Raw genomic sequence first — 21,470 nt, 5'->3', positions numbered from 1 at the left:
ACGGGGCCACCCGGCCCGCCCCGTTCGGCGCCTGTTCCACCGCAGTTCGTCCAGTGCAGTTGGTCCAGTGCCAGGAAACGACGGCCGCCCGCCTCATCAGGAAGGCCAGCCGTGGCGCCATTTCCGGATTTTGAGCAGCCGTTGAACCCGTTTCCCCGCTACGCAGCTATGCGGGACAGTGAACCCGTCTTCCAGGACCCGGACACCGGCGTCTGGCACGTGTTCCGCTACGACGACGTGCAGCGGGTCCTGTCCGAACACGCCACTTTTTCTTCCCGGATGGGCGGGGACAACCCCTCCGAAACGGGCCAGCTCTTCGCCGCCAGCCTGGTCAACACGGACCCGCCGCGGCACCGCCAGTTGCGTTCGCTCGTGACGCAGGCGTTCACGCCGCGGGCAGTCGAAGCGCTCGCCCCGCGCATCTCGGAACTGACCGACGAGTTGCTGGAGCCAGCGGTGGCCGGCGGCGCCACGGACCTGATCGAACAGCTCGCCTATCCGCTTCCGGTGATCGTGATCGCCGAACTCATGGGCATTCCGGCCTCTGACAGGGACCGGTTCAAGCTGTGGTCCGACGTGATCGTGAGCCAGACCCGCCCGGGCGCCGACGATTCCGTCCACACGGCAGCCAACCGGGAAATGGCGGAGTACTTCATGGGCATGATCGAGGAGCGGCGGCACCGGCCGGGCAATGATTTGATCAGCGCGCTCCTCGCGGCCGAGATCGACGGGCAGAAGCTCAGCCCCATCGAGTTGCTGGGATTCTGCAGCCTGTTGCTCGTGGCGGGAAACGAGACCACCACCAACCTGATCGGCAATGCGGTGCTGTGCTTCACCGAATCACCGGGCACGGCGGAACGCCTTGTCGCCGAGCCTGCCCTGCTCCCGCACGCCATCGAAGAGGTGCTGCGCTACCGCTCCCCCGTCCAGTCCATGTACCGGCTCTCAGCCGTCGACACGACCGTGCGAGGCCGCACCATTCCGGCAGGCTCGCCGATCATTGCCTGGATCGGTTCGGCGAACCGCGACGGGGAGCAGTTCCCGAGCCCGGACGAGTTCGACGTCGAACGCTCACCCAACCGTCACCTCGCCTTCGGGCAGGGCATCCATTTCTGTCTGGGGGCGCCCCTGGCGCGGCTGGAGGCCAGGATCGCGCTGGAGGCCGTGCTCTCACGGCTGCCGGGGCTTGCGGTAGACCCCGATGCGCAGTTGGAGCGGATGGAAAGCATGATCGTCTACGGGGCGAAACAGCTTCCCGTGACCTGGCAGGCTGTCTGACGGCGGGCACGGCGTCAGGGGCGGCGATCGTGATCGTCTCCGGTGCCCTCGAGGGCGGCCCCGAACCATGTCGGCAGATGGTGGAGCAGGTCGTCCTGGTCGTCTCCGATCCATGCGACGTGGCCGTCCGGCCGGAGCAGGACCGCGGGCGCGTCCAGTTCCCCGCTGGCGTCCGCGACGTGGTCGACCCGATCCTCCCATCCAGCCACGGAGAGTTCGCCGGTCTGGTCCAGCAGGAGCCCGCGGCCTTTGCGGGTGAGTTCGTAGAGACGGCCCCGCGACAGAGGAATGTCGCGCAGTCGCCTGCCGAGCAGCTCGGGTCCTTCGCCGAAGTCGTAGCGGACCCCGATCGCGGTGATCTTCTCGGCCAGGAAACGGCTGACGTCCTCGAAGTCCATCAGCTCGCTCAGCAGCCGCCGCACGGCCTGCGGGCCGGGTTCGGTGGACAGCAGCTCGCTCTGGGCGCGGGTGATGGTCAGCACGCCTTCGGCGACCGGGTGACGCTCGGCGTAATAACTGTCCAGCAGCCCGTCAGGCGCCCAGCCTTTGACCTCAGCGGCGAGCTTCCAGCCGAGGTTGAAAGCGTCCTGGATGCCGAGGTTCAGTCCCTGCCCTCCCAGCGGCGGGTGGACGTGCGCCGCATCGCCGGCGAGCAGAATTCGGCCCACCCGGTATTGCTCGGCAAGCCGCGTGGCGTCGCTGAAACGGGACAGGGAGCGTGGTGAGTGGACGCCGAAGTCGGTGCCTGCGAACTCCCGCAGCTGCGTCCGGAACTCCTCCAGGGTCGGCGGGACCGAGCGGTCCTCGGCCACGGCCGCCGCGGGCACGACGGCGCGGTACAGGCCGTTTCCGGCGGGGCCTATGCCGAACCCCTTGTGGGTCTTGCGCACCTCCTCGGCCACCTCGGCCAGCTGATCCGGCGCCGCGGTCACCTCCACCTCGCCCAGGAGCCACTCGGTCTTGGCCGGCTCGCCGGGGAAGCCGATGCCGAGCAGTCTGCGCACCAGGCTGCGTCCGCCGTCGCAGCCGACCAGCCAGCGCGAGCGCAGCCGTGTGCCGTCAGCAAGTTCGACGCTCACCGCGTCCTCGTCCTGCTCGACCCATGCCACCTCGCAGCCGCGGCGGATCTGGGCGCCGAGCTCACCGGCGCGCTCGGCCAGCAGGCGATCGGTGACCGGCTGGGGGATGCCAAGGACGTAGCCGTGTGCGGTGTCCAGGTTCACCGGCCGGGGCTTGTCGATCCCGGCGAAGCGACCCACGCCGCCGGGATACCGCTGCCCGTGGGCGAGGAACCGGTCCAGCAGCCCGCGCTGGTCCATGATCTCGATGCTGCGCGGGTGCAGGCCGAGCGAACGGACCGCCTGGCTCGGCTCCGAGTCCCTCTCCAGCACGAGCACGTCCACGTCGTGCAGCCGCAACTCGCTGGCCAGCATCATTCCCGTCGGGCCGCCACCGCTAATGATTACGTCGAATATATGGAACCCCAATCCCAGAAACTCACTTCCCGGATTGCCCGGCTGCGTCCCGCACCCTGAAATGCGGGGGTGAGCCCGATCAGTACTCGCCCTTGATCACGAAGTAGGAGCCGCGAATAACGCCCGCCAGCTTCGACTTTTGGCGGGCGAACTTGAAGCGCGGCGCCAATTCCTCCGGAACTTCCATGCCGTCGGCAAGTTTGAACCCCACCGCTCTCTTCCCGCCGTCCTCGATGCTGTACATGACGTTGACCGACAGCCCCGACTCATAAAAAACATAGGCCATCCGCAAACCGTCGACTTCGAAGGCGGTCGCCTCCAGCGGGCGGGAGCCGATCACGATCTCGCGTTCATCCCGGAGGATGCGGCTCACCCGGTCAACCACGTCAGGAACTTCGCTCGCGGGGCTCACGGTGAAGGTGTGGCCGTACTTATTCCGGAAATAGCGGGCCTCGTTGGCGCGCAACCCGGCGAGGGCCTCGGAGACGGGGGATGATTCCAAGCCGGCGGTAGAAACGGTCTCAAAGTCAACGATGTACGGCATGTGCCCTCCTGGACAGACGTGTTGGGACCAATGCTAACGCGACGACGTGCTGCCGGACGTCGGAACGCACGCGCCCCTTTGCCGCCCCTGCGGGCACGATGCGCCGGTTGGAAGTCAGGTTGCTGCTCCCAGGCATCGCGGATCTGGACGGTCTTACCCGGCACGGGGGCGTCGATCGCCTTGCCGTTGCCCAGATAGATGGAAATGTGGTTGCCGCCGAAGCTCACCAAGAGGTCTCCGGGTTTCGCTTCGGCGAGGGACGCCACATGGCCCCGATCGTTCTGAACCGCGCCACCGGGCACTGCACGCAGCTGGTGCTCGACGGCCGGGACTTCCCGCTCCGGGCCGAGCTCAACTCGCTCTAGCCGACCCGCCCGGCAAGGCGCGCAGCCCTGCCTTGCGACCGGCTTCACCAGCCTCACCAGAAATGGGCCACGTCCACCACGAACCGGGACCCGGTGCCCGGCCCGGGCAGGGCCAGGACCCGGAACGGCAGCCGAGCGCGGACCCCCAGGCCAATGGTCGAATAGCCCTCGAAGCTGCCCGCCCACGCCACCTGCCGGAAGGTCTGGTAGCCGGTCACGTCAGCCAATTCACTCTTGTTCGCCGGGTTGTAGGTGGGATTGCCGGCGTCGTCATATGCGGGTGCATTGACCGTGAGCTGAATGAAGGCCTGGCCCCGCAACGGGACCGGCAGGCCGGACCCGTCCTGCACCACCGCGGGTACGTAGCGGACGCTGTAGCCGGCCACGGGGCCGTTGAGGTCAATGACCAGCCGGTCAAAGCAGTAGTGCTGACCGGTGCGGACGTTCACCACTTTGGCTTGGCTCATGGCCGGATCCATTTTGCTCAGCGACCCCCAGGCCAGTCCGCAGTACGGGTCCGCGGCGGCGGGCGCCGGCGCAAGAATCCCGAGCGCGGCGGCCATCAGAACAGCCGCGAGCAACGCGTTGACCTTTTTCAACTGGATCTTCTTCAACTGGGTCTTCTTCAAGGCCGCCACCCCCTGGTGCTGCCTGACCCTTGGGCTGGCGGAACAGTCAGCGCAGGCCAGACGCTTTCAGCGTAGGCGGGCCCGGCCCGGCGGGCGAGGTTCTCCGCAGTTTCGGCGCCCAACCGTTAGCGTGGCCCGTTGCTGGTCACGGACGGATTGCACGGACCCTGTTCGTGAAGGTCGTTCACGAACAGATAACACCGTCAGCGGCAGGCATGGCCGGGAACGGCGAAGCGCCGGCACCCTCGCGGGTCCGGCGCTTCGTACGGCCTGGCTGTTGCCGGAAGGTTTTAGCCTTCGCAGTCGCGGCAGTACTTCATGCCGTTCTTCTCAAGGGCCACCTGGGACCTGTGACGGACCAGGAAGCACGAGGAGCAGGTGAATTCATCGGACTGCTCCGGAACAACAATGACCGTCAACTCTTCGCCGGACAGATCCGCACCGGGAAGATCGATGCCTTCAGCGGTGTCGTTCTCATCGACGTCGATCACAGCGGTCTGCGCGCCGCCGCCGCGGGACGCCTGAAGGGCCTCCAGCGACTCAGCGGGAGATTCTTCTTCTGTCTTGCGTGGGGCGTCGTAATCGGTAGCCATATCGGGGTTCACTTTCGTTGCTGCGCAGCGCCATTTCAGGCACCTCAGTGAAGCAGTTTAGGACATTATGCATGGAGTAGAGCAATAGTGTGGCCTATCAGACAGAATGAGTCGGACGGGCCCTGGAAACCTGGGCAGCGGCCCCCGGGCGGGGCCCCTCCGCGCGGCGGTCGGGCCATTCGAGTGCGGCATTTCAGTCGACCGGCCAGACCACGAGCGTCTGCCACTTCGCTGGATCGGGTTCGACGCCGGGATCGGTGAGGTAGTACTCCCACATTGCTGCTCCCGGGCTCGCGCCGTCCTGCCGCATCCGCGCCATGATCGCGCCGTAAGTACGCTGCAGTGATTCGTAGGGACCGATGTGCATCGCCTCGTAGGCCTGGCCTGCGGGGAGGGTGCCGGCGACAACCGCCGTTTCCGCGCCACTGGGGTTCGTGAAAGGCGCGGCGAGGGGGAACCCCGCTTCCACGTCGACGACGTCGGTCGGCATGCCGCGGTACAGCGCGAACGGGGGTCCGGCCAACTGGACATGCTGCTCCTGCACCGCACCCATGACGGCGGCGAAGGCACGGCCGAAAAAATCCCGCAACGCAGTCATCGGGACTGTCTCATGCACCACCGCCGTGGGCTGTTCCTTGAGTTGGGCGGCCCTGATGTCCGGGGCCGGCCCCGGGTTCGTTTGAGTCATACCCCAGACTCTGCCGGGACTAATCCACGGTCTAGGGCCTTACGGCCCGCGCCCCCAGGGGAGGTCCGCGCCGTGGTCCAGTAGCGGTCCGGCGCCCGGGGACGGCGCGGGTTCCACCCCGAATAAATAAATGAACTTTATTCATATTAGGTCTTGCCCCGTGCGGCCATCACCCTCAAACTAAATGAACAACGTTCATTAATGTGACGCCCGTCTCACTGGAGTAGCCATGATCGAAATCACGTCCCTCGACACCCCGCCCTCCCTCGCCCGCACGCTGCCCTCCGGCCGGCCGGCACTGCGGATCGGCGTCGTGCAGCACCGCTGGCATCCTGACGCCGCGGGCCTGCACGCCGAACTGGACGAAGGCATCGGGCGCGCCGCCCGGCTGGGAGCCACCGTCGTCTTCCTCCCCGAGCTCACGCTGTCCCGCTACCCCGCGGACACGCTTCCCGAAAATGACGCCGCCCGCGGCGGGACCATGCGCCCGCGGCCCTCGGACATCGCCGAGGACCTGTTCACGGGCCCCACGTTCCGGTTCGCGGCGGACGCGGCCCGGAGGCACGGCACCTGCGTCCACGCTTCGCTGTACCAGAAGGCGGAGAACCCGGACGGCACAGACGACGGCCTGGGCCTGAACACCGCCATCCTGGTGTCTCCCGGGGGCGAACTCCTGGCCCGCACCCACAAGCTCCATATTCCCGTCACGGCAGGCTACTACGAGGACAAATTCTTCCGCCAGGGCCCGGACGGCGACGATGCCTACGAGGTCCACTCCCCCGCCGAACTCGGCGGCGCACGCTTGGGCATGCCCACCTGCTGGGACGAGTGGTTCCCGGAGCTGGCGCGGATCTACTCCCTCGGCGGCGCGGAACTCCTGGTCTACCCCACAGCCATCGGCTCCGAGCCCGACCACCCCGACTTCGACACCCAGCCGTTGTGGCAGCAGGTCATCGTGGGCAACGGCATCGCTAACGGGCTGTTCATGGTGGCCCCCAACCGCTGGGGCAGCGAAGGCACGCTGAACTTCTACGGTTCCTCCTTCATCTCCGATCCCTACGGCCGGATCCTCGCCCAGGCACCGCGGGACGAATCCGCGGTGCTCGTCGCGGACCTCGACCTCGACCAGCGCCGGGACTGGCTCACGCTTTTCCCCTTCCTGGCCACCCGACGCCCGGACACGTACGGGCGGCTGACCGAACCGGTACGCCCCGACGCCCCGCTCGGCGCCGACACCAGCAAGGCCACCGCATGAGCGCGTGGCGGATGCCGTCCGAAACGGCGCCCCAGGACCGTGTCTGGATGGCGTTCCCCACCGGCGGCTACACCCTGGGCGAAACAGCGGCCGAAGCCCACGCCGCGCGCTCCGTCTGGGCCGCCGTCGCGAACGCCGTCGTGGAATTCGAACCGGTCACCATGCTGGTGGCGCCGGCGGATGTGCAGACCGCGGCGGACTACCTCCACCCGGATATCGAGGTGGTCCCCGCCGCGCTGAACGACGCCTGGATGCGGGACATCGGCCCCACGTTCGTCCTCGACGACGTAGGCGGCCGGCTCGGCGCCGTCGACTGGGTCTTCAACGGCTGGGGCGGCCAGGACTGGGCCGCCTGGGAGAAGGACGCGCTCGTGGCGTCGGCCGTCGCGGCCCTCTCGGGGGCCAGCCACCTTGTCTCGCCGCTGGTGAACGAGGGCGGCGGCATCCACGTCGACGGCGAAGGCACGGTCCTCGTCACCGAGACGGTCCAGCTCGATCCGGGCCGCAATCCCGGGCTCAGCAAGGCCGACGTCGAAGCCGAGCTGGGCCGGACCCTGGGCGTGAGCCACGTCGTCTGGCTTCCCCGCGGCCTGACCCGGGATTCGGAACGGTTCGGCACGCGCGGCCACGTCGACATCGTTGCGGCCATCCCGTCCCCGGGCACCGTGCTGGTCCATTCCCAGCAGAACCCGGCACACCCCGACTTCGAGGTGTGCCGGGACATCATCAGCCACCTCGCCACCACCCGGGACGCGGCCGGCCGCGAATGGAACATCATCGAGGTCCCGGCCCCGGAAACCCTGACGGATGAGGAGGGGTTCGTCGACTACAGCTACATCAACCACCTGGTGGTCAACGGCGGCGTCATCGCCTGCACCTTCGACGACCCGATGGACGAAAAAGCCTTGCGCATCCTTGGCGACGCCTACCCCGGCCGCCGGGTAGTCGGCATCGACGCCCGCGAGCTTTTCGCCCGCGGCGGCGGCATCCACTGCATCACCCAACAGCAACCATCCGTCCCCCAGAAAAAAGGTCAGCAATGAGTCAGACTATCGGCCGCGAAGACGGCATCATCACGCACGACGTCGTCGATCCGGCCGGTTCCAAGCACGGCATCTCGGGCAAGGGGCTCAAGGGCGGCCAGCTGGGCCTGCTCGCCGTCGTCGTCCTCGGCATCTCCTCCGTGGCACCCGCCTACAGCCTGACCAGTTCGCTGGGACCCGCCGTCGGCGCCGTGGGCCTGCAGCTGCCGGCGATCTTCATTGTCGCGTTCATCCCAATGATCCTGGTGGCGTTCGCCTACCGTGAGCTCAACGCCGATTCACCGGACAGCGGCACCACCTTCACGTGGGCCACGAAGGCGTTCGGCCCGTTCGTCGGCTGGCTGGGCGGCTGGGGTCTGCTGGCCGCCAACATCATCGTCCTGTCCAACTTGGCCGGCGTCGCGGTGGACTTCTTCTACCTCTTCCTGGCCCAGGTGTTCAATAACCCGGACCTCGCGGACCTAACCTCCAACACAGCCGTAAACATCGTGACGTGCCTTGTGTTCGTGGCACTGGCCGTCTGGGTCAGCTACCGCGGCCTGCACGCCACCAAGCTGGTGCAGTACACCATGGTCGGATTCCAGGTCCTCGTCCTGGGCACCTTCGTCGTCATGGCACTCACCCACGCCGCCTCGGGCGACTCGGGCACCGCGATCGCCTTCAGCTGGGACTGGTTCAACCCGATGAAGATCGGCAGCTTCGAGCAGTTCGCCGCCGGCATGTCACTGGCCGTCTTCGTCTACTGGGGCTGGGACGTCTGCCTCACCGTCAACGAGGAAACCAAGGGCGGCAAGGGTACCGCCGGCCGGGCAGGAACCACGACGGCGGTCGCCGTCCTGGCCCTATACCTCGTCGCGATCGTGGCCACCATGATGGTTGCCGGCACCGGAACCGACGGCATCGGCCTGAACAACCCGGACAACCAGTCGAATATCTTTGCGGCACTGGCTTCCCCCGTCATGGGCCCGCTGGCCATCCTGATGTCCCTGGCCGTGCTCTCCGGCACCGCGTCGTCCCTGCAGTCCACCATGGCCTCACCCGCCCGCAGCCTGCTGGCGATGGGCCACTACGGGGCGCTGCCGCCGCGCTTCGCATCCGTCAGCAAGCGGTTTGGGTCCCCCGGTTTCGCAACGGTGATTGCCGGTGTGATCTCCGGCGGCTTCTACGCCGTCATGAAGGTGGTCAGCGAGAACGTCCTCAATGACACCATCATGGCCCTGGGCCTGATGATCTGCTTCTACTACGGCCTCACTGCCTTCGCCTGCACCTGGTACTTCCGGCACAGCCTGTTCTCCAGCGTCCGCAACTTCTTCATGCGGCTGCTGTTCCCGGTCCTGGGCGGCCTGGTCCTCACCGTGGTCTTCTTCCAGACCGCCGTGGACAGCTGGGCACCGGAATTCGGCAGCGGCTCGGAGGTCTTCGGCGTGGGCCTGGTGTTCATTCTGGGGATCGGCATCCTCGCCCTCGGCGTCGTGATCATGCTGGTCGCCGCGAAACTGCATCCGGGCTTCTTCCGGGGCGAGACCATCCGGAAGGACACCCCCGCCCTGGTGGTTCCGGAGTAGCCTCCCAGCAAGGACCCGCCGGCCCGGGTGAGCTCGGAGCCGGCGGGTTTTTGCGTGCGTCCGTGTCCCGCATAGCTGCCAGGCATGTTGAGGAACATCTCCCCGTGCTAGATTCACGCTGTCTGCATTTCCGCGGGCTCTAGCGCAGCCTGTTCCGGGCGCGGCAATTTGGGGGAAATTTTTATGCTGCTATTCGACCGCGTCCGGTCTCTATCAATTCCGTTGTTCCTCGTTGTGGTCATGATGCTTTCCCTGACACCGCTTGCCCCCGCCTCCGCCGCGCCGGATATGACGACGGCGGTCAGTGCAGCGTCCGCCGCGCCGTTGACGACCGCCCCCGTGCCGACGGTCACGGGCACAAGAAAGGTCGGCTACACCCTGACCGCGGTCCCGGGCACGTGGGGTCCGGCACCCGTCACTCTGACGTACCAGTGGAAGGCGAACGGCGTCGTCATCATTGGCGCGACCGCCGCCACCTACAAACTGGCCGCGGCGCAGGCCGGCAAGGCCCTCACCGTCACCGTCACCGGAACCAAGACCGGCTACACCACCGCCGCGAAGACCTCGACCCCCACCGCAGCCATCGCGGCCGGCTCGCTCGGGCCGGCCCCGGTGCCGACGATCACCGGCGTCACAAAAGTCGGCTACACCCTGACCGCAGTCCCGGGCACGTGGGGTCCGGCTCCCGTCATCCTGAAGTACCAGTGGAAGGCGAACGGCGTCGTCATCATTGGCGCGACCGCCGCCACCTACAAACTGGCCGCGGCGCAGGCCGGCAAGGCCCTCACCGTCACCGTCACCGGAACCAAGACCGGCTACACCACCGCCGCGAAGACCTCGGCCGGCACAGCGGCTGTCACGCCCGCGGGACCCGGCGTCGACGTGTCCTGGCCGCAGTGCGGCAAACCCCTGCCCAAGGGCCAGAGCTTCGCGATCATCGGCGTGAACAACGGCCTGGCAAACAACACCAACTCGTGCCTGACCACCCAGCTGTCCTGGGCCGCCACGTCCACCGGCGGGACCGGGCAGCCCCTCGTGGCCCTGTACGTAAATACCGGGAACCCCGGGACGGCCGGCTCCTGGTGGCCCACCAGCAACACCTATGCCGGGAAGACCGTGGCCAACCCGTACGGCACGTGCACCAAGGGCTCGGTCGGCTCGGCGTGCTCCTATATGTACGGTTACGCCAAGGCCTACGACGACGCCAACATCCGCGGGGTCAAGAACCCGGCCTCCTACACCTGGTGGTTGGACGTCGAGACCGAAAACTCCTGGTCAACGAACCAGGCCGCCAACAGAGCTGATCTGGAGGGCATGGCCGCCTACTTTGCCAGCATCGGCGCCAAAACCGGGCTCTACTCAACCGGCTATCAATGGGCACAAATCATCGGCACGGTGCCCTCGACGAGCAGCCTTTACGCCCAGCGAAGCTGGCTCGCCGGCGGGAGCTCCCTCCAAAACGCCAGCAGCATGTGTTCGGCAGCGCCGCTGACAGGCGGCGGGAAAGTCACCATGGCCCAGTACATCTCGGGCGGCTTCGACTACAACAAGTCCTGCATCTGAGTTCCAGCCTCCGCTGAGTAATCCGGATTCAGTAGTCCGGATAGAGCTCCTCGGACGCTGTAACTGGATTGAGGGGCTCGGCAATCAATGCAGGGTCACCGAGTGCCGCTTCCGCGAGCGCTTCGCACGTCGAGAAGCGGACATCGCCTCGTTCCAGCGCAGTTTCGATAACGGTCCGCAGCGCCTCCAGCCGTCCTGCCCGCCCGGTGAGGAACGGGTGGCAAGTGAGCATGAAAAGAGCACCATGACGTCGCATTGCGTCGATCTCATGAATCCACATGTCCGCCACGACAAGTGGCGACTGGATGATTTCACCGATCTTGGGTTCCGGAAGGAAGGCATACTGCTCCCAGTCATCCAGACTCCAATGTGGGGGGAGCTCCGCAACTGTGCCTGCGGGGGTTTCGATGAGATAGGGGACGTCCGCATCCATCAGGCTGGAATCGTATTTCAGCCCGTATTCAGCCACCAGCGACGGTGTCTGCCACGAGGGCTCCCACAATGCGGCGCGGTGCCCCTTTGGAGAAATGCCGAAACGCCCAAGTGCAGCAAGCGCCAGATCGAAGTCGGCGCGTTCGTCGTCGAAACTCATGTTCACCGCGGTGCGGTGAGTGTGTGAGTGGTGCGCGATCTCATGACCCGACTTCAGGACCTGTTCCACCATGCGGGGATATCGCTCCGCGGTTACGCCTGGAATGAAGAATGTCGCCGGCTGCTGCACATCCTTCAACATCTGGAGAATCCGGGGAACACCCACCTTGGGTCCGAACGCCTGGTGAGTCATCGCCATCGCATTGTCGGCGTAGCGCCGGCCGGCGGCCAGGACGGGGGACTCGGCGTCGACGTCGAAGGTCAACGCGGCAACGCAGGCCGCCCCCTGCCTCCAGCCGCTTTTATCGATTGTCATGTTCGTCCCTCTTAGAAGAAATGAGTCAGAAGAAAGGGGTCAGAAGTCATGGGTGGAGAGCCAGTCGGCGTAGTCGCCGAGGGCCCGCTGCAGCGGCCAGACCGATTCGTAGCCGAGATCCGCGGCGGCGGAAGCGATGCTGAAGTGGCCCTGTAAATCCAGGGTTGGATCCGTCCCGGGCCCGATCTCCACGGTGGCGTCCGGGAATGCGATTCGAACTTCTTTGACGACGTCGCTGAGTGTCCAGTACTCGCTGCCGGAGATGTTGTAGGCCAGGGGCCTGGCCGAGGCCGTTTCTGGTGCCTGGACTGCCGCCAGGACGGCAAGGGCGACGTCGCGGACGTAGACAAGGTTGTAGCGGTGGTCGGCCCCGTGGTCCTGTGAGAATGAACCATCGCGGACTACGCCGCGCATAATGTCCCTCATGACTTCATCCATGCGGTTTCCGGGTCCGTAAACCTGGCCGATGCGCAGGGAGATGACGTCGACTCCATACCTGTCGCCGTAGACCTGTCCGAGCCATTCCCCGGTAACCTTCGTCACGGCGTAAGGCGTCGTCGGATTTACTGGCTCCGATTCGAGAACCACCGCTGCTGAGGTCTTTCCGTACACGCACTCGGAAGAGAAGTTGATGATCCGTTTGACGCCGTGGAGTCGTGCCGCCTCGAAAACCGCCACCGTTCCCTCGACGTTGGCAGCAAACGTAGCCAGGGGAAAGCTCAGGGAATAGGTCGGGTGGGATATGGCGGCGGTATGGACGATGGTGTCGACGTCGTGCTCCTTGAATACTTCGAGGAGACGAGGGATATCGAACAGTTCACCCTGGACGGAAACGACGTCGGGGCGTGGCGCCTCGATGAAGTCCCGGTTGTAGCTGACTGTTTGATGACCGGCGTCGGCGAGTTCGTTGACGATGTGCCGTCCGGTGAATCCGGCACCACCTGTGACCAGAACAGAGCTCATGTGATTTGCCTTTCAGTAGGTGCGTTGGATGTGGGATTCAATGCCCAAGCGGGAACGTCGTGGTTCGACCACCATCGACAACAAGGTTGGTTCCCGTGACATAGGAGGATTCAGGACCCAACAGCCACAGGGCCGCCGCTGCAATCTCCTCAGGCAGGGCGAACCGGCCAAGCGGTACGGACACTTCGTCCCGGGCGCGTTCTGCTTCGTTCGCGAACTCGGCCGCAAGCATCGGGGTATCTGTCGTGCCCGGCGACAGTGCGTTGACCCGGACGCCGGCCGGTGCGAGTTCGGCGGCCAGTGACCGCATCATCGACAGGACGCCGCCTTTGGTCGCGGTGTATGCGGTGTAGCCTGCCTGGCCGACGAGTGACAGCTCACTGGCAGTGCAGACCAGCGATCCACCGCCGTTGGCCGAGAGCGTTCGCGCCGCTGCCCTGGCGAAGTGGAAAGTGCCGGTCAAGTTCACCCGGATCAGTCTCTGCCACAGCTCGTCCGATGTTTCGGCGATGGGCGCAACACTGGAGATTCCTGCGGCGTTGAAGGCCCCGCTCAGGGGCCCGAGTTCCGCTTCCGCCCGGGCGAAGGCGCCATCGACCTGTTGGGACTCAGATACGTCGGCTTCGATGAAGATCACAGCGCCCGAGAGTTGGCGTCGTGCGTCTTCAAGCAGACGGTCCGGGAGACCAACCGCTGCAACCTTTGCCCCTTGCGCCAGAAGGGCGCGGGTGGTCGCGAGGCCGATGCCGGAGCTGGCTCCGGTGACAAGGTAGGCCTTGTCCTGAAAATGGCTCATGTCTTCTCTTCCCCTCTTCCCCGTTGGTTCTGGCAAGGCCGGCAGAGTGCCCCCGGTCACGATTCGGGGGCATACGCCGGATTTGCCGATTTGACCCAGATGGCTGATTTAGCCAACGAGCGCACGAGTGTGGTCGTTAAGGAACATGCCGCGGGGGTCGAACTCCCGGCGTATCTGGATGAAGGTGTCAAGCTCCGGGTAGAGACGCTCCAATCGGCTCCTCGTCATGAAATGGATCTTTCCCCAGTGCGCGCGGGGCTCGAATTCCTGCAGCACCGCATCCGCATCCCGGAAGAAGGGCCAGTAGTCGGTCCCAGGTTCGGTGGTCAGGGTGATGACGGTGGTGTCGCGTCCTTGGAACTGGGACATGTAGCCTTCGTCGGCTTTCACCCAGCGGACCTCAACGGGGTACTTCTGGTCGGAATGCTTGGTGCGGATCAGATCCTGGACGGCCTGGACGGCCGCCAGGCCGTGTTCGCTGGGAACGAAGTACTCGAGTTCATGGAACGGTGTGGTGAATCCGCCCGGGTAGATGCGGTATGACCGGTCCAGCCGGGCACCTTCCGTGCGGGAAATTTCTCGCTCGTCCTGGACCTGGGCGACGTTGTACCGCTTGGTGTAGCTGCGGTTTGCCATGCTCTGGCCCGGCGAACCGGGCAGGTCCAGGAGCTCACAGGAATCGTCGTCCGGGCACCAGAGGAACGAGTAGTGCCGGTTCCCGTCGATGTCGGCCTGCCAGGTTGCTGCGGTCTCCGCCCACGTGGGATAGGTAATCTCCTCCTGCAGGTAATAGCGGTCCTCGACCGCCAGTTCGACCTCCAGGAAGATTCCGAGTGTCCCCAAGGCGACCTGGGCGGCCCTGAGTTCGCGGAGTTGCCCTTCGCCGATTTCGACGATTTCGCCGTAACCGTTGATCAGCCGGACCCAGCGCAATGCTGATGAGAAGCTGCCCAGGTTCTTTCCGGAGCCGTGGGTGCTGGTCGCGAGTGCCCCGGCGATCTGCTGCTTGTCGATGTCGCCCTGGTTGCCCAGTGCCAGCCCCTGCTCCCACAGCGGATCGCCAAAGGCGTTGATGGTGGTGCCGGCCAGGGCCCTCGCGCGGCGCCCCATGAGGTCGGTTCCGGTGATGGCCGAGAGTGCGGACATATCCATCAGGACCCCGCCCGTCTGGACAAGCGGTGAGGACGAATGCCCTGAGCCGACTGCACGTACGGGGAGGCCTTCGCGGATGGCGAACCGGACGGCGTCGAGCGCCTCCTGTTCGTTCCGCGGCCGGACGGTGAAGGCCGGCGTGGCGCTCTGGTTGCCGCCCCAGTTGGTCCAGGTTACGTCTGTCCCGAACGGAGCGGACGGGGTTGCGGCCCGCGCCGACGACGCGGAGTGGGGATGATTCGTGGTGGTCATTGCTGGGCTCCGATGCTGGTCTAAACGCTCATGCGCCGTGGTTGATCATGACGTGCTTGGTCCGGGAGTAATCGTCCAAGGCATACAGCGAGAGGTCGCGGCCGTAGCCGGATCCCTTGAATCCGCCCCACGGAACCTCGCAGGCCAACACCAGGTGTGAATTGACCCAGACGGTGCCGAAATCGAGCTGCTTCGGAACCCTGAGCGAGAGGCTCGAATCCCGGGTCCATACCGAGGCGGAAAGCCCGTAGGGACTCTCGTTGGCCCGGGTGATGGCCTCTTCAGTGGAGCTGAAGGACTCGACGGTGACGACTGGGCCAAAGATTTCGTGGGTAGCAATATGCGCCCCGGCCGGGACGTTGCTGATTACGGTGGGTTCAATGAAGTAGCCGGTGCCTTCCAAGGCCGAGCCGCCGATAGCCACCTGCAGGCCCGCAGCTTTTGCCTCGGCAAGGGCTTCCTTCACGCGTTCGAAGTGCGGGCGCGAAATCATGGGACCGATTTCCACGTCTTCCCCTGCGCCCGGAGCACCGACGACGAGCGTGCTGACTTCGCGTACCAGGTGTTCGGTGAACTCCTCGGCCACGGACTCGTGCACGAGCACACGGCAGGCGGCGCCGCAGTCCTGGCCGGCATTCCAGAAGCCGGCGTTTCGCACGCCGGCGGCGGCCGCGCGGAGGTCGGCGTCGGCGAAGACAACAACCGGGGCCTTGCCGCCGAGTTCCAGATGGACGCGCTTGACAGACCTGGCCGCGGTCTCCGCGACTGCCTGTCCGCTGACGACGCTCCCCGTCAGCGCAATGAGCGCCACATCAGGGTGTTCGGAGAGTCGCTGCCCGACGGTTCGGCCTTTACCCGTCACGACGTTGAGGATGCCATCGGGGATGCGTCCGGCGACAAGTTCTGCCAGCTTCAGCGTCGAGAGCGGCGTCTGTTCCGAGGGTTTGAGGACGATGCTGTTTCCGGCGGCGAGGATGGGCGCGATCTTCCAGGCAGCCATCAGCAGCGGGTAGTTCCAAGGGGTGATGACGCCGACGACGCCGACGGGTTCCCTGAGGATGACCGAGGTGTGTCCGGTGGCGTAGTCGCCGCCTGCCATGGACGTCAGCGTGCGGGAAGCTCCGGCCATGAACCGGAAGGTGTCGATGGTGCTGGAGACATCGTCCTCCGCGACGGTCCGTGGTTTGCCGGTGTTGGCGGACTCGATGATTTCGAACGCCTCCCGGTTGGCTTCAATGATGTTGGCGATCAGGGACAGCACCTCGGAGCGTTCCTTCGGTGTCGTGGCGCCCCAGGACTTCTGGGCCGCCACGGCGGCCTCAACCGCAACGTCCACATCCGCGGCCGTGCCGGCCTGAACCGATGCGATGACCTGCTCTGTGGTGGGATCTACGACGTCGATCAGCTGAGTCGAGGAGCCGGGAACAAACGCTCCAGCGATGAAGTGCCCCGCCGGAGGCAAAACTGGTGGCAAGAGTCCGGCGCTGCTTTGCTCCGTTGCGGAGCGTCGGACTGTGAACTGCTCGGTGTCAGTGAGTGTCATGATATTTCGCCTTTGTTTTCTGCGCCGATCGCGGCGCCGGGAGTTTGGTGTGGGGGTGGGCGGTATGTGCCCGGGGTGCGCCGGTCTCGGCGTCGGGAGTTTGTGTTGGGGCGGGCGGTATGCCCGCGGTGGGCGGTGCACGCCCGGGGGGGCGTTACGCCCGCGGCGCTTCAATCAGGTCAGTTGCGAAGGCAGGCGACTGAAAGGGGGCTGCTTCCGCGTTCTTCCGGAACACCCGCGCCGCAAAGTAGTACAGGGGTGCAACGACCACCAGGCCAACAATCCAGGAGACGTCCACGCCGTTCATCGCTACGGCAATGGGGCCTGTGAACATCGCTGTTGCCGAGAACGGAACCTGAATCAGTGCGCCGGCAACATAGGCTCCGATCGCAACCCAGTTGAACGTTCCGTACACCCCGCCGTCGCGCTTGAAGAAGTCTTCAACCCGGTAGTCGCCGTGACGCAGGAGGTAGTAGTCGACCAGGTTGATGGCCGTCCAGGGAACCAGGACGTACATCAGGAAGGAGAGGAAGTTCGTGTAGAAGAAGATGAAATTGTCGCGGGCGAACAGTGCGATCGAGAGGGCGAGGGTGAAGAGGAGGATCGCCGCAATGGTCCGGGTCTTGGCGTGGGGCAACCAGGTCGGCCTGAACGTCTGCCCAATAGTGAGCGTGCACAGGACCCCGCAGTAGAGGTTCATGGCGTTCGACGCCGCAACGCCGAGGCAGAAAATTCCGATGATCACCATGGTCCATGGACCTAGCATGGCACCCAGACTCCCGACTATTTCGACGCTGCTGCCATCGCTGATCAGTGTCAGGGCAAGCGTTCCCACCAAGGCACCCAACACCATCGGGAAGAGTGTTCCCAGGACGCAGCCCGAGTAGGATGCCCAGAACGCCGGGCCCGAGCCGGTGCCCTGCGGCATGTAGCGGGAGTAGTCCGAAACATAGGGAGCGTAGGCGAGCTGCCAGAGGGCGGAGACGGAGATGGTGGCCATGAAGCCAACCCAGTTGAAGTTTCCCTGGTCCAGGAAGCTGGCCGGCAATCCGTGGACGGCCAAGATCCAGATGAAGGCCAGCACCAGCGCCAGACCGGCCACGATGCTCAAGATGCGTGCATAGGCGTGGATGAGCCGGTAGCCGAAGATGGTGGCAACGACGCTCAAGACGCCAATGATAATGATGCCTGCGTCAACACTGATGCCCGGGCTGACCGCGGCCAGTGCCTGACCGCCAAAGACGAGGTTCGCCGCAAAAAACCCGACGTACATGACCACCACGATGACAACGATCAGCAGCGCCCCGTACGAACCGAATTGGCCGCGGGTCTGAATCATCTGCGCCACGCCCAGCTGCGGACCTTGGGCCGAATGCAGTGCCATGAAGATGCCACCGACAAGGTTTCCAATGATGATTCCGACGATGGCGGGCACAAAGCTGAGCCCGAACACCGTGGTCGCGAGTCCCCCGGTCACGATGGTCATGATCATGATGTTGGACCCGAACCAGATGGTGAAAAGGTCCCGTGCTTTGCCGTGGCGTTCGTCGGCGGGGATGGGCTGAATCGTCTTGTCTTCGAGCCGGGGCACCTCGGCCGCGACGGCTTGAGTGGGGTGCGTGCTCATGATGCGTTCCTGGAGTTCATGGGAACCTCTTTGTTCTGTCCCGGCACTTCGTCGGGCACGGGATCTGATGTATCAATCATTCGTGACTTTTGTCACAGTGGAAATCCGGCGATTGAATAGACGCCGTAAACCTGTTCGTACATATGTACAAAGCAGGCGCGATGCCCAGCCCTTTGTGGCTCAAACGGTGGCGGCTTGCAGCTCTTGGGCGACGTTGGCGGAGGCCTTGCTGCGGTTCACCATCAGGGCGAGGAGGTCGAAGACGAGGGTCGCCGCGGCAAGTGTGGTGATGTCTGCGTGGTCGTAGGCCGGAGCGACCTCGACGACGTCTGCGCCCACGATGTTGATGCCGTCCAGTCCGCGGAGCAGGGCCAGCAGTTCGCGGGAGTGGAGCCCGCCCATCTCGGGAGTGCCGGTGCCCGGCGCGTAGGACGGGTCGAGGACATCGATGTCGATGGAGACATAGACAGGGGTGTCGCCCAGCCGCTCTTTGACGCGCTGGATCGCGGCCGGAACCCCGATGACGTCCAGATCCGAGCAGCGGATGATCTGGAAGCCGAACTCGTGGTCGCGGAGGAAGTCGTTGCGGTCATAAACCGGGCCGCGGATGCCCACGTGCATCGACTTGTCTTCGACGAGAAGGCCCTCTTCGAAGGCCCGGCGGAAGATGGTTCCGTGCGTGACCGGCTGGTCGAAATAGGTGTCCCACGTGTCCAGGTGTGCGTCGAAGTGGAGCAGGGCCACCGGACCGTGGACCTTGTTCAGCGCCCGTAGCATCGGGAGCGCGATGGTGTGGTCGCCGCCGATAGAGATGAGCCTCTTGCCGGAGCCGGCGTCGCCGAGGAGCGGGAGGGCCTGCTCCTCGATCTCGCGGACTGCACGGCCGATGTCGTAGGGGGTGCAGGCGATGTCACCCGCGTCAACAACCTGGGCTTCGTACACAGGCTCGACGTCGAGCTCCGGGTGGTAGCCGGGGCGCAGGAGCCGCGACGCTTCACGGACAGCGGCCGGACCGAAGCGGGCGCCCGGGCGGAAGGAGGTACCGCCGTCGAACGGGACACCGACAATCGCAATGTCATAGTCCGGCACGCGGTCGATCTGAGGAAGCCGGGCAAAGGTTCCCAGGCCCGCGTAGCGAGGGACTTTTGTTGCGTCGACGGGGCCGATTGGCTTGTGCGTGGTCATGACAGGGGTCCTCCAGTTGCTTGGGTTCAGCCGGCCTGGCAGATGTCCTTCTCTGAGCTGAGCTTCTGCGCCGGTTGAGGTCTATGCCTTAACTATTAGTGATCGGCGTCACGCGGTACATGCGCCGATTGACTACAAATAACCGAGGGGCTTATACATGTGTATAAGCGGCTTGGGGATGGCCTCCGGACATACGAACAGGAATCACACATGGCGATCACCGTGGCCGAACTGCTGGCCGAACCCCAGCTGGGCCTGACCCTGCTGGCGGGCTCCGCGGGCCTGGGCAACCGGGTCACCTGGGCCCACACCTCCGACCTCCCGCGCTTGTGGGAATGGATCACCGGCGGCGAGCTCATGATGACCAACGGGCTCTCCATTCCCGCGGATCCCGACGGGCAGGTTGAGCTGGCCGAGGCACTGGTCAACGCAGGTGCCAGTGCCCTGGCGATCGGCGAGCAGATGCATGCCCCTGAGCTCCAGCCCCAGTTCCTCGAAGCCTGTGACCGCCTGCCGTTGCCGGTCATCAACATCCCCTACCCGCTGCCGTTCATCGCCATCGCACGTTCGGTCGCGGAGTCTTCACTGCTTGAGGAGTCCCGCAGACTGCGTCAGACGGCCCGCATCTATGACTTGCTGCGGCTGGCGGGGCCATCTGAGAACCAGTGGCTAAGCCTGATCCTGGGCATCGAAGCTGAACTCGACGCCAACCTCTTCGTGGTTGATCGACGCTGCCTGCATGCCTGGCATCCGGGAGGCCAGTCGCTGCCGCCGGACCTCAGGCAGCAGCTTGAACCGCTGACCAGCAAGTCGCCGGTCGCCAGCAAGAAGTTCCAGTGGCACCGTTTGGGGGACGGCCACCTCCTCATGATGGATATTCCGACTCACGCCAATGCGCTTCTGGTGGTGCTGCCGAAATCCGAACCACTCCCGGATGCGGTGGTGCTGCTCCATGCGGCCACAGTCCTTGGACTGGAGCTGTCGCGGACGGTACTGTCCCTCGAGAACCAGCGCCGGCTGGGTGCGGAGTTCCTTTTGCAGGCCTTCGACGGGCGCCTGGGCATCGCCGACATTGAAAGCCGGCTCCCTGAGTTCGGGATTTCGACACGGGAATTCCTCATCATCTCGATGTCGAGCGAGGACGGCGAGAGTCTGGCCGGGATCCACGTTGATCTTTGGCGACACGGGTATCCGACGGCGTGCCAGCGCAGGTTCAATACACTGCACTTGGCTGTCGCCTCAGACTGCACCGACGATCTTCTGCGGCATGCCGCCCCCCTGGACGTGAGGATCGGGATCAGCCGGCCTTCCGCGGCCGCTGGAACGCAGAGAGCTTTGCAGGAATCGATGTGGGCGCTTGGGACGGCATCGAGCACCGGCGAGCGGTTGGTCCGCTACGCCGAGGGACCCTCGTGGCTGGGGCTCACCAGCTTTGAGGAAGGGAACGCACTGGTCCAGCGGCTGCTCGGACCCATTTTCGAATACGAACAGGGAGAAAACGGGGACCTCATCCTGACGCTGAAGACGTTCCTTGACATGCAACGGTCCTGGCAGAAAACGGCGGCGGCCCTGTTCGCGCATCGGCAGACCATCATCTACCGCATCCGGAAAATCAGTGAGCTGACAGGCCTTGATATGACCGAAACCTCCACGCTGGCGCAACTCTGGTTTGCCCTGCAGATCCATGAAGCCATGGACCTCCAGGGCAATCCGCGGCGTCTGCCGACGGCTGAGGTCAGCACTCCACGACGTTGACGGCGAGGCCGCCCATTGCGGTTTCCTTGTATTTGGAGCTCATGTCCTTGCCGGTTTCGCGCATGGTCACGATGACTTCGTCCAGGGAGACCCGGTGCGTGCCGTCGCCCCAGAGCGCCATTTTGGCGGCGTTGATGGCCTTCGCGGCGGCGATCGCGTTGCGTTCGATGCACGGGACCTGCACGAGCCCGCCGATCGGATCGCAGGTCAGGCCCAGGTTGTGTTCCATCGCGATTTCCGCGGCGTTCTCCACCTGCTGGGGCGTGCCGCCCATGACTTCGGCCAGGCCGGC

At 65.1% G+C, this 21,470-nt stretch carries 20 protein-coding genes; 6 read left to right on the top strand and 14 right to left on the bottom strand.

The genetic code is table 11. The annotated features are described in order from the left end of the window. Positions 1-111 precede the first annotated feature (111 nt). Positions 112-1,278 (top strand): cytochrome P450, encoded by a 1,167-nt coding sequence (locus AC1D0A_RS21620; RefSeq protein WP_476946804.1) that lies wholly within the window; start codon positions 112-114, stop codon positions 1,276-1,278. A gap of 14 nt (positions 1,279-1,292) precedes the next feature. Here AC1D0A_RS21620 and rox read toward each other — a convergent pair whose 3' ends face one another. From rox to AC1D0A_RS21590, 6 genes are all read right to left on the bottom strand, one after another. After that, on the bottom strand, positions 1,293-2,753 hold the full coding sequence (rox, locus tag AC1D0A_RS21615) for a rifampin monooxygenase (RefSeq protein ID WP_476946808.1): 1,461 nt from the start codon (positions 2,751-2,753) through the stop codon (positions 1,293-1,295). 79 nt (positions 2,754-2,832) lie between these two features. Beyond that, positions 2,833-3,255, bottom strand: a complete 423-nt coding sequence (locus AC1D0A_RS21610) for a phage tail protein (RefSeq protein WP_243182226.1) — start codon at positions 3,253-3,255, stop codon at positions 2,833-2,835. Beyond that, a complete protein-coding gene (locus AC1D0A_RS21605) occupies positions 3,162-3,524 on the bottom strand; it encodes a hypothetical protein (RefSeq protein ID WP_476946807.1) in 363 nt (120 codons plus the stop codon). The genes AC1D0A_RS21610 and AC1D0A_RS21605 overlap by 94 nt, the downstream gene beginning before the upstream one ends. A gap of 191 nt (positions 3,525-3,715) precedes the next feature. Further along, positions 3,716-4,225, bottom strand: coding sequence for an AMIN-like domain-containing (lipo)protein (locus tag AC1D0A_RS21600; RefSeq protein ID WP_243182235.1), 510 nt, complete (start codon positions 4,223-4,225; stop codon positions 3,716-3,718). Between the two features lie 356 nt (positions 4,226-4,581). Next, entirely contained in the window at positions 4,582-4,884 is a 303-nt protein-coding gene (locus AC1D0A_RS21595; protein ID WP_018775830.1) for a DUF4193 domain-containing protein, read from the bottom strand. A 193-nt stretch (positions 4,885-5,077) separates the two neighbouring features. Further along, complete coding sequence (locus AC1D0A_RS21590; RefSeq protein ID WP_279294500.1) at positions 5,078-5,572, bottom strand: GyrI-like domain-containing protein; 495 nt, start codon at positions 5,570-5,572, stop codon at positions 5,078-5,080. Between the two features lie 229 nt (positions 5,573-5,801). Between AC1D0A_RS21590 and AC1D0A_RS21585 the strand changes: the two genes are divergently transcribed. From AC1D0A_RS21585 to AC1D0A_RS21570, 4 genes are all read left to right on the top strand, one after another. After that, positions 5,802-6,827 (top strand): nitrilase-related carbon-nitrogen hydrolase, encoded by a 1,026-nt coding sequence (locus tag AC1D0A_RS21585; protein WP_476946803.1) that lies wholly within the window; start codon positions 5,802-5,804, stop codon positions 6,825-6,827. After that, complete coding sequence (locus AC1D0A_RS21580; protein WP_476946802.1) at positions 6,824-7,870, top strand: agmatine deiminase family protein; 1,047 nt, start codon at positions 6,824-6,826, stop codon at positions 7,868-7,870. Before AC1D0A_RS21585 ends, AC1D0A_RS21580 begins: the two co-directional genes overlap by 4 nt. Then, complete coding sequence (locus tag AC1D0A_RS21575) at positions 7,867-9,435, top strand: APC family permease (protein ID WP_476946801.1); 1,569 nt, start codon at positions 7,867-7,869, stop codon at positions 9,433-9,435. Before AC1D0A_RS21580 ends, AC1D0A_RS21575 begins: the two co-directional genes overlap by 4 nt. 240 nt (positions 9,436-9,675) lie before the next feature. Beyond that, positions 9,676-10,998, top strand: a complete 1,323-nt coding sequence (locus AC1D0A_RS21570; protein ID WP_476946800.1) for a hypothetical protein — start codon at positions 9,676-9,678, stop codon at positions 10,996-10,998. Positions 10,999-11,026: 28 nt separating this feature from the next. On the opposite strand, the gene AC1D0A_RS21565 is transcribed toward AC1D0A_RS21570, so the two are convergent. The 7 genes from AC1D0A_RS21565 to speB form a co-directional block, all read right to left on the bottom strand. Next, positions 11,027-11,905, bottom strand: a complete 879-nt coding sequence (locus AC1D0A_RS21565) for a polysaccharide deacetylase family protein (protein ID WP_476946799.1) — start codon at positions 11,903-11,905, stop codon at positions 11,027-11,029. Between the two features lie 39 nt (positions 11,906-11,944). Beyond that, positions 11,945-12,868 (bottom strand): NAD-dependent epimerase/dehydratase family protein, encoded by a 924-nt coding sequence (locus AC1D0A_RS21560; RefSeq protein ID WP_243182257.1) that lies wholly within the window; start codon positions 12,866-12,868, stop codon positions 11,945-11,947. Between the two features lie 37 nt (positions 12,869-12,905). Beyond that, complete coding sequence (locus AC1D0A_RS21555; RefSeq protein WP_476943896.1) at positions 12,906-13,664, bottom strand: SDR family NAD(P)-dependent oxidoreductase; 759 nt, start codon at positions 13,662-13,664, stop codon at positions 12,906-12,908. A 108-nt stretch (positions 13,665-13,772) separates the two neighbouring features. Continuing rightward, complete coding sequence (locus AC1D0A_RS21550) at positions 13,773-15,068, bottom strand: D-arabinono-1,4-lactone oxidase (RefSeq protein WP_028277056.1); 1,296 nt, start codon at positions 15,066-15,068, stop codon at positions 13,773-13,775. Positions 15,069-15,096: 28 nt separating this feature from the next. After that, positions 15,097-16,611 carry an aminobutyraldehyde dehydrogenase gene (locus tag AC1D0A_RS21545; protein ID WP_243182255.1) on the bottom strand — a complete coding sequence of 505 codons (1,515 nt, stop codon included), beginning with the start codon at positions 16,609-16,611 and terminating at the stop codon, positions 15,097-15,099. Positions 16,612-16,765: 154 nt separating this feature from the next. Continuing rightward, positions 16,766-18,238, bottom strand: a complete 1,473-nt coding sequence (locus tag AC1D0A_RS21540; RefSeq protein ID WP_476946798.1) for a purine-cytosine permease family protein — start codon at positions 18,236-18,238, stop codon at positions 16,766-16,768. 180 nt (positions 18,239-18,418) lie between these two features. After that, positions 18,419-19,423, bottom strand: a complete 1,005-nt coding sequence (speB, locus tag AC1D0A_RS21535) for an agmatinase (protein ID WP_243182253.1) — start codon at positions 19,421-19,423, stop codon at positions 18,419-18,421. 210 nt (positions 19,424-19,633) lie between these two features. Here speB and AC1D0A_RS21530 point away from each other — a divergent pair, with 210 nt between their 5' ends. Next, positions 19,634-21,178 carry a PucR family transcriptional regulator gene (locus AC1D0A_RS21530; RefSeq protein ID WP_243182252.1) on the top strand — a complete coding sequence of 515 codons (1,545 nt, stop codon included), beginning with the start codon at positions 19,634-19,636 and terminating at the stop codon, positions 21,176-21,178. On the opposite strand, the gene AC1D0A_RS21525 is transcribed toward AC1D0A_RS21530, so the two are convergent. Further along, on the bottom strand, positions 21,159-21,470 hold a 312-nt coding region (locus tag AC1D0A_RS21525), incomplete at its 5' end, for an L-serine ammonia-lyase, iron-sulfur-dependent, subunit alpha (RefSeq protein WP_476946797.1). The two genes, AC1D0A_RS21530 and AC1D0A_RS21525, sit on opposite strands and share 20 nt — an antisense overlap.

The organism is Arthrobacter sp. P1_D4, from assembly GCF_056406115.1.
The sequence above is the reverse complement of the archived record's forward strand: the minus strand, read 5'-3'. Positions and strand labels throughout refer to the sequence as shown.

Bases quoted from the DNA above. Each gene is read 5' to 3' on its own strand.
- AC1D0A_RS21555 (WP_476943896.1), bottom strand. From the start codon at position 13,664: ATGAGCCATTTTCAGGACAAGGCCTACCTTGTCACCGGAGCCAGCTCC.
- AC1D0A_RS21575 (WP_476946801.1), top strand. From the start codon at position 7,867: ATGAGTCAGACTATCGGCCGCGAAGACGGCATCATCACGCACGACGTC.
- AC1D0A_RS21540 (WP_476946798.1), bottom strand. From the start codon at position 18,238: ATGAGCACGCACCCCACTCAAGCCGTCGCGGCCGAGGTGCCCCGGCTC.
- speB (WP_243182253.1), bottom strand. From the start codon at position 19,423: ATGACCACGCACAAGCCAATCGGCCCCGTCGACGCAACAAAAGTCCCT.
- AC1D0A_RS21530 (WP_243182252.1), top strand. From the start codon at position 19,634: ATGGCGATCACCGTGGCCGAACTGCTGGCCGAACCCCAGCTGGGCCTG.
- AC1D0A_RS21580 (WP_476946802.1), top strand. From the start codon at position 6,824: ATGAGCGCGTGGCGGATGCCGTCCGAAACGGCGCCCCAGGACCGTGTC.
- AC1D0A_RS21565 (WP_476946799.1), bottom strand. From the start codon at position 11,905: ATGACAATCGATAAAAGCGGCTGGAGGCAGGGGGCGGCCTGCGTTGCC.
- AC1D0A_RS21590 (WP_279294500.1), bottom strand. From the start codon at position 5,572: ATGACTCAAACGAACCCGGGGCCGGCCCCGGACATCAGGGCCGCCCAA.
- AC1D0A_RS21585 (WP_476946803.1), top strand. From the start codon at position 5,802: ATGATCGAAATCACGTCCCTCGACACCCCGCCCTCCCTCGCCCGCACG.
- AC1D0A_RS21595 (WP_018775830.1), bottom strand. From the start codon at position 4,884: ATGGCTACCGATTACGACGCCCCACGCAAGACAGAAGAAGAATCTCCC.
- AC1D0A_RS21560 (WP_243182257.1), bottom strand. From the start codon at position 12,868: ATGAGCTCTGTTCTGGTCACAGGTGGTGCCGGATTCACCGGACGGCAC.
- AC1D0A_RS21550 (WP_028277056.1), bottom strand. From the start codon at position 15,068: ATGACCACCACGAATCATCCCCACTCCGCGTCGTCGGCGCGGGCCGCA.
- AC1D0A_RS21545 (WP_243182255.1), bottom strand. From the start codon at position 16,611: ATGACACTCACTGACACCGAGCAGTTCACAGTCCGACGCTCCGCAACG.
- AC1D0A_RS21600 (WP_243182235.1), bottom strand. From the start codon at position 4,225: ATGGCCGCCGCGCTCGGGATTCTTGCGCCGGCGCCCGCCGCCGCGGAC.
- AC1D0A_RS21570 (WP_476946800.1), top strand. From the start codon at position 9,676: ATGATGCTTTCCCTGACACCGCTTGCCCCCGCCTCCGCCGCGCCGGAT.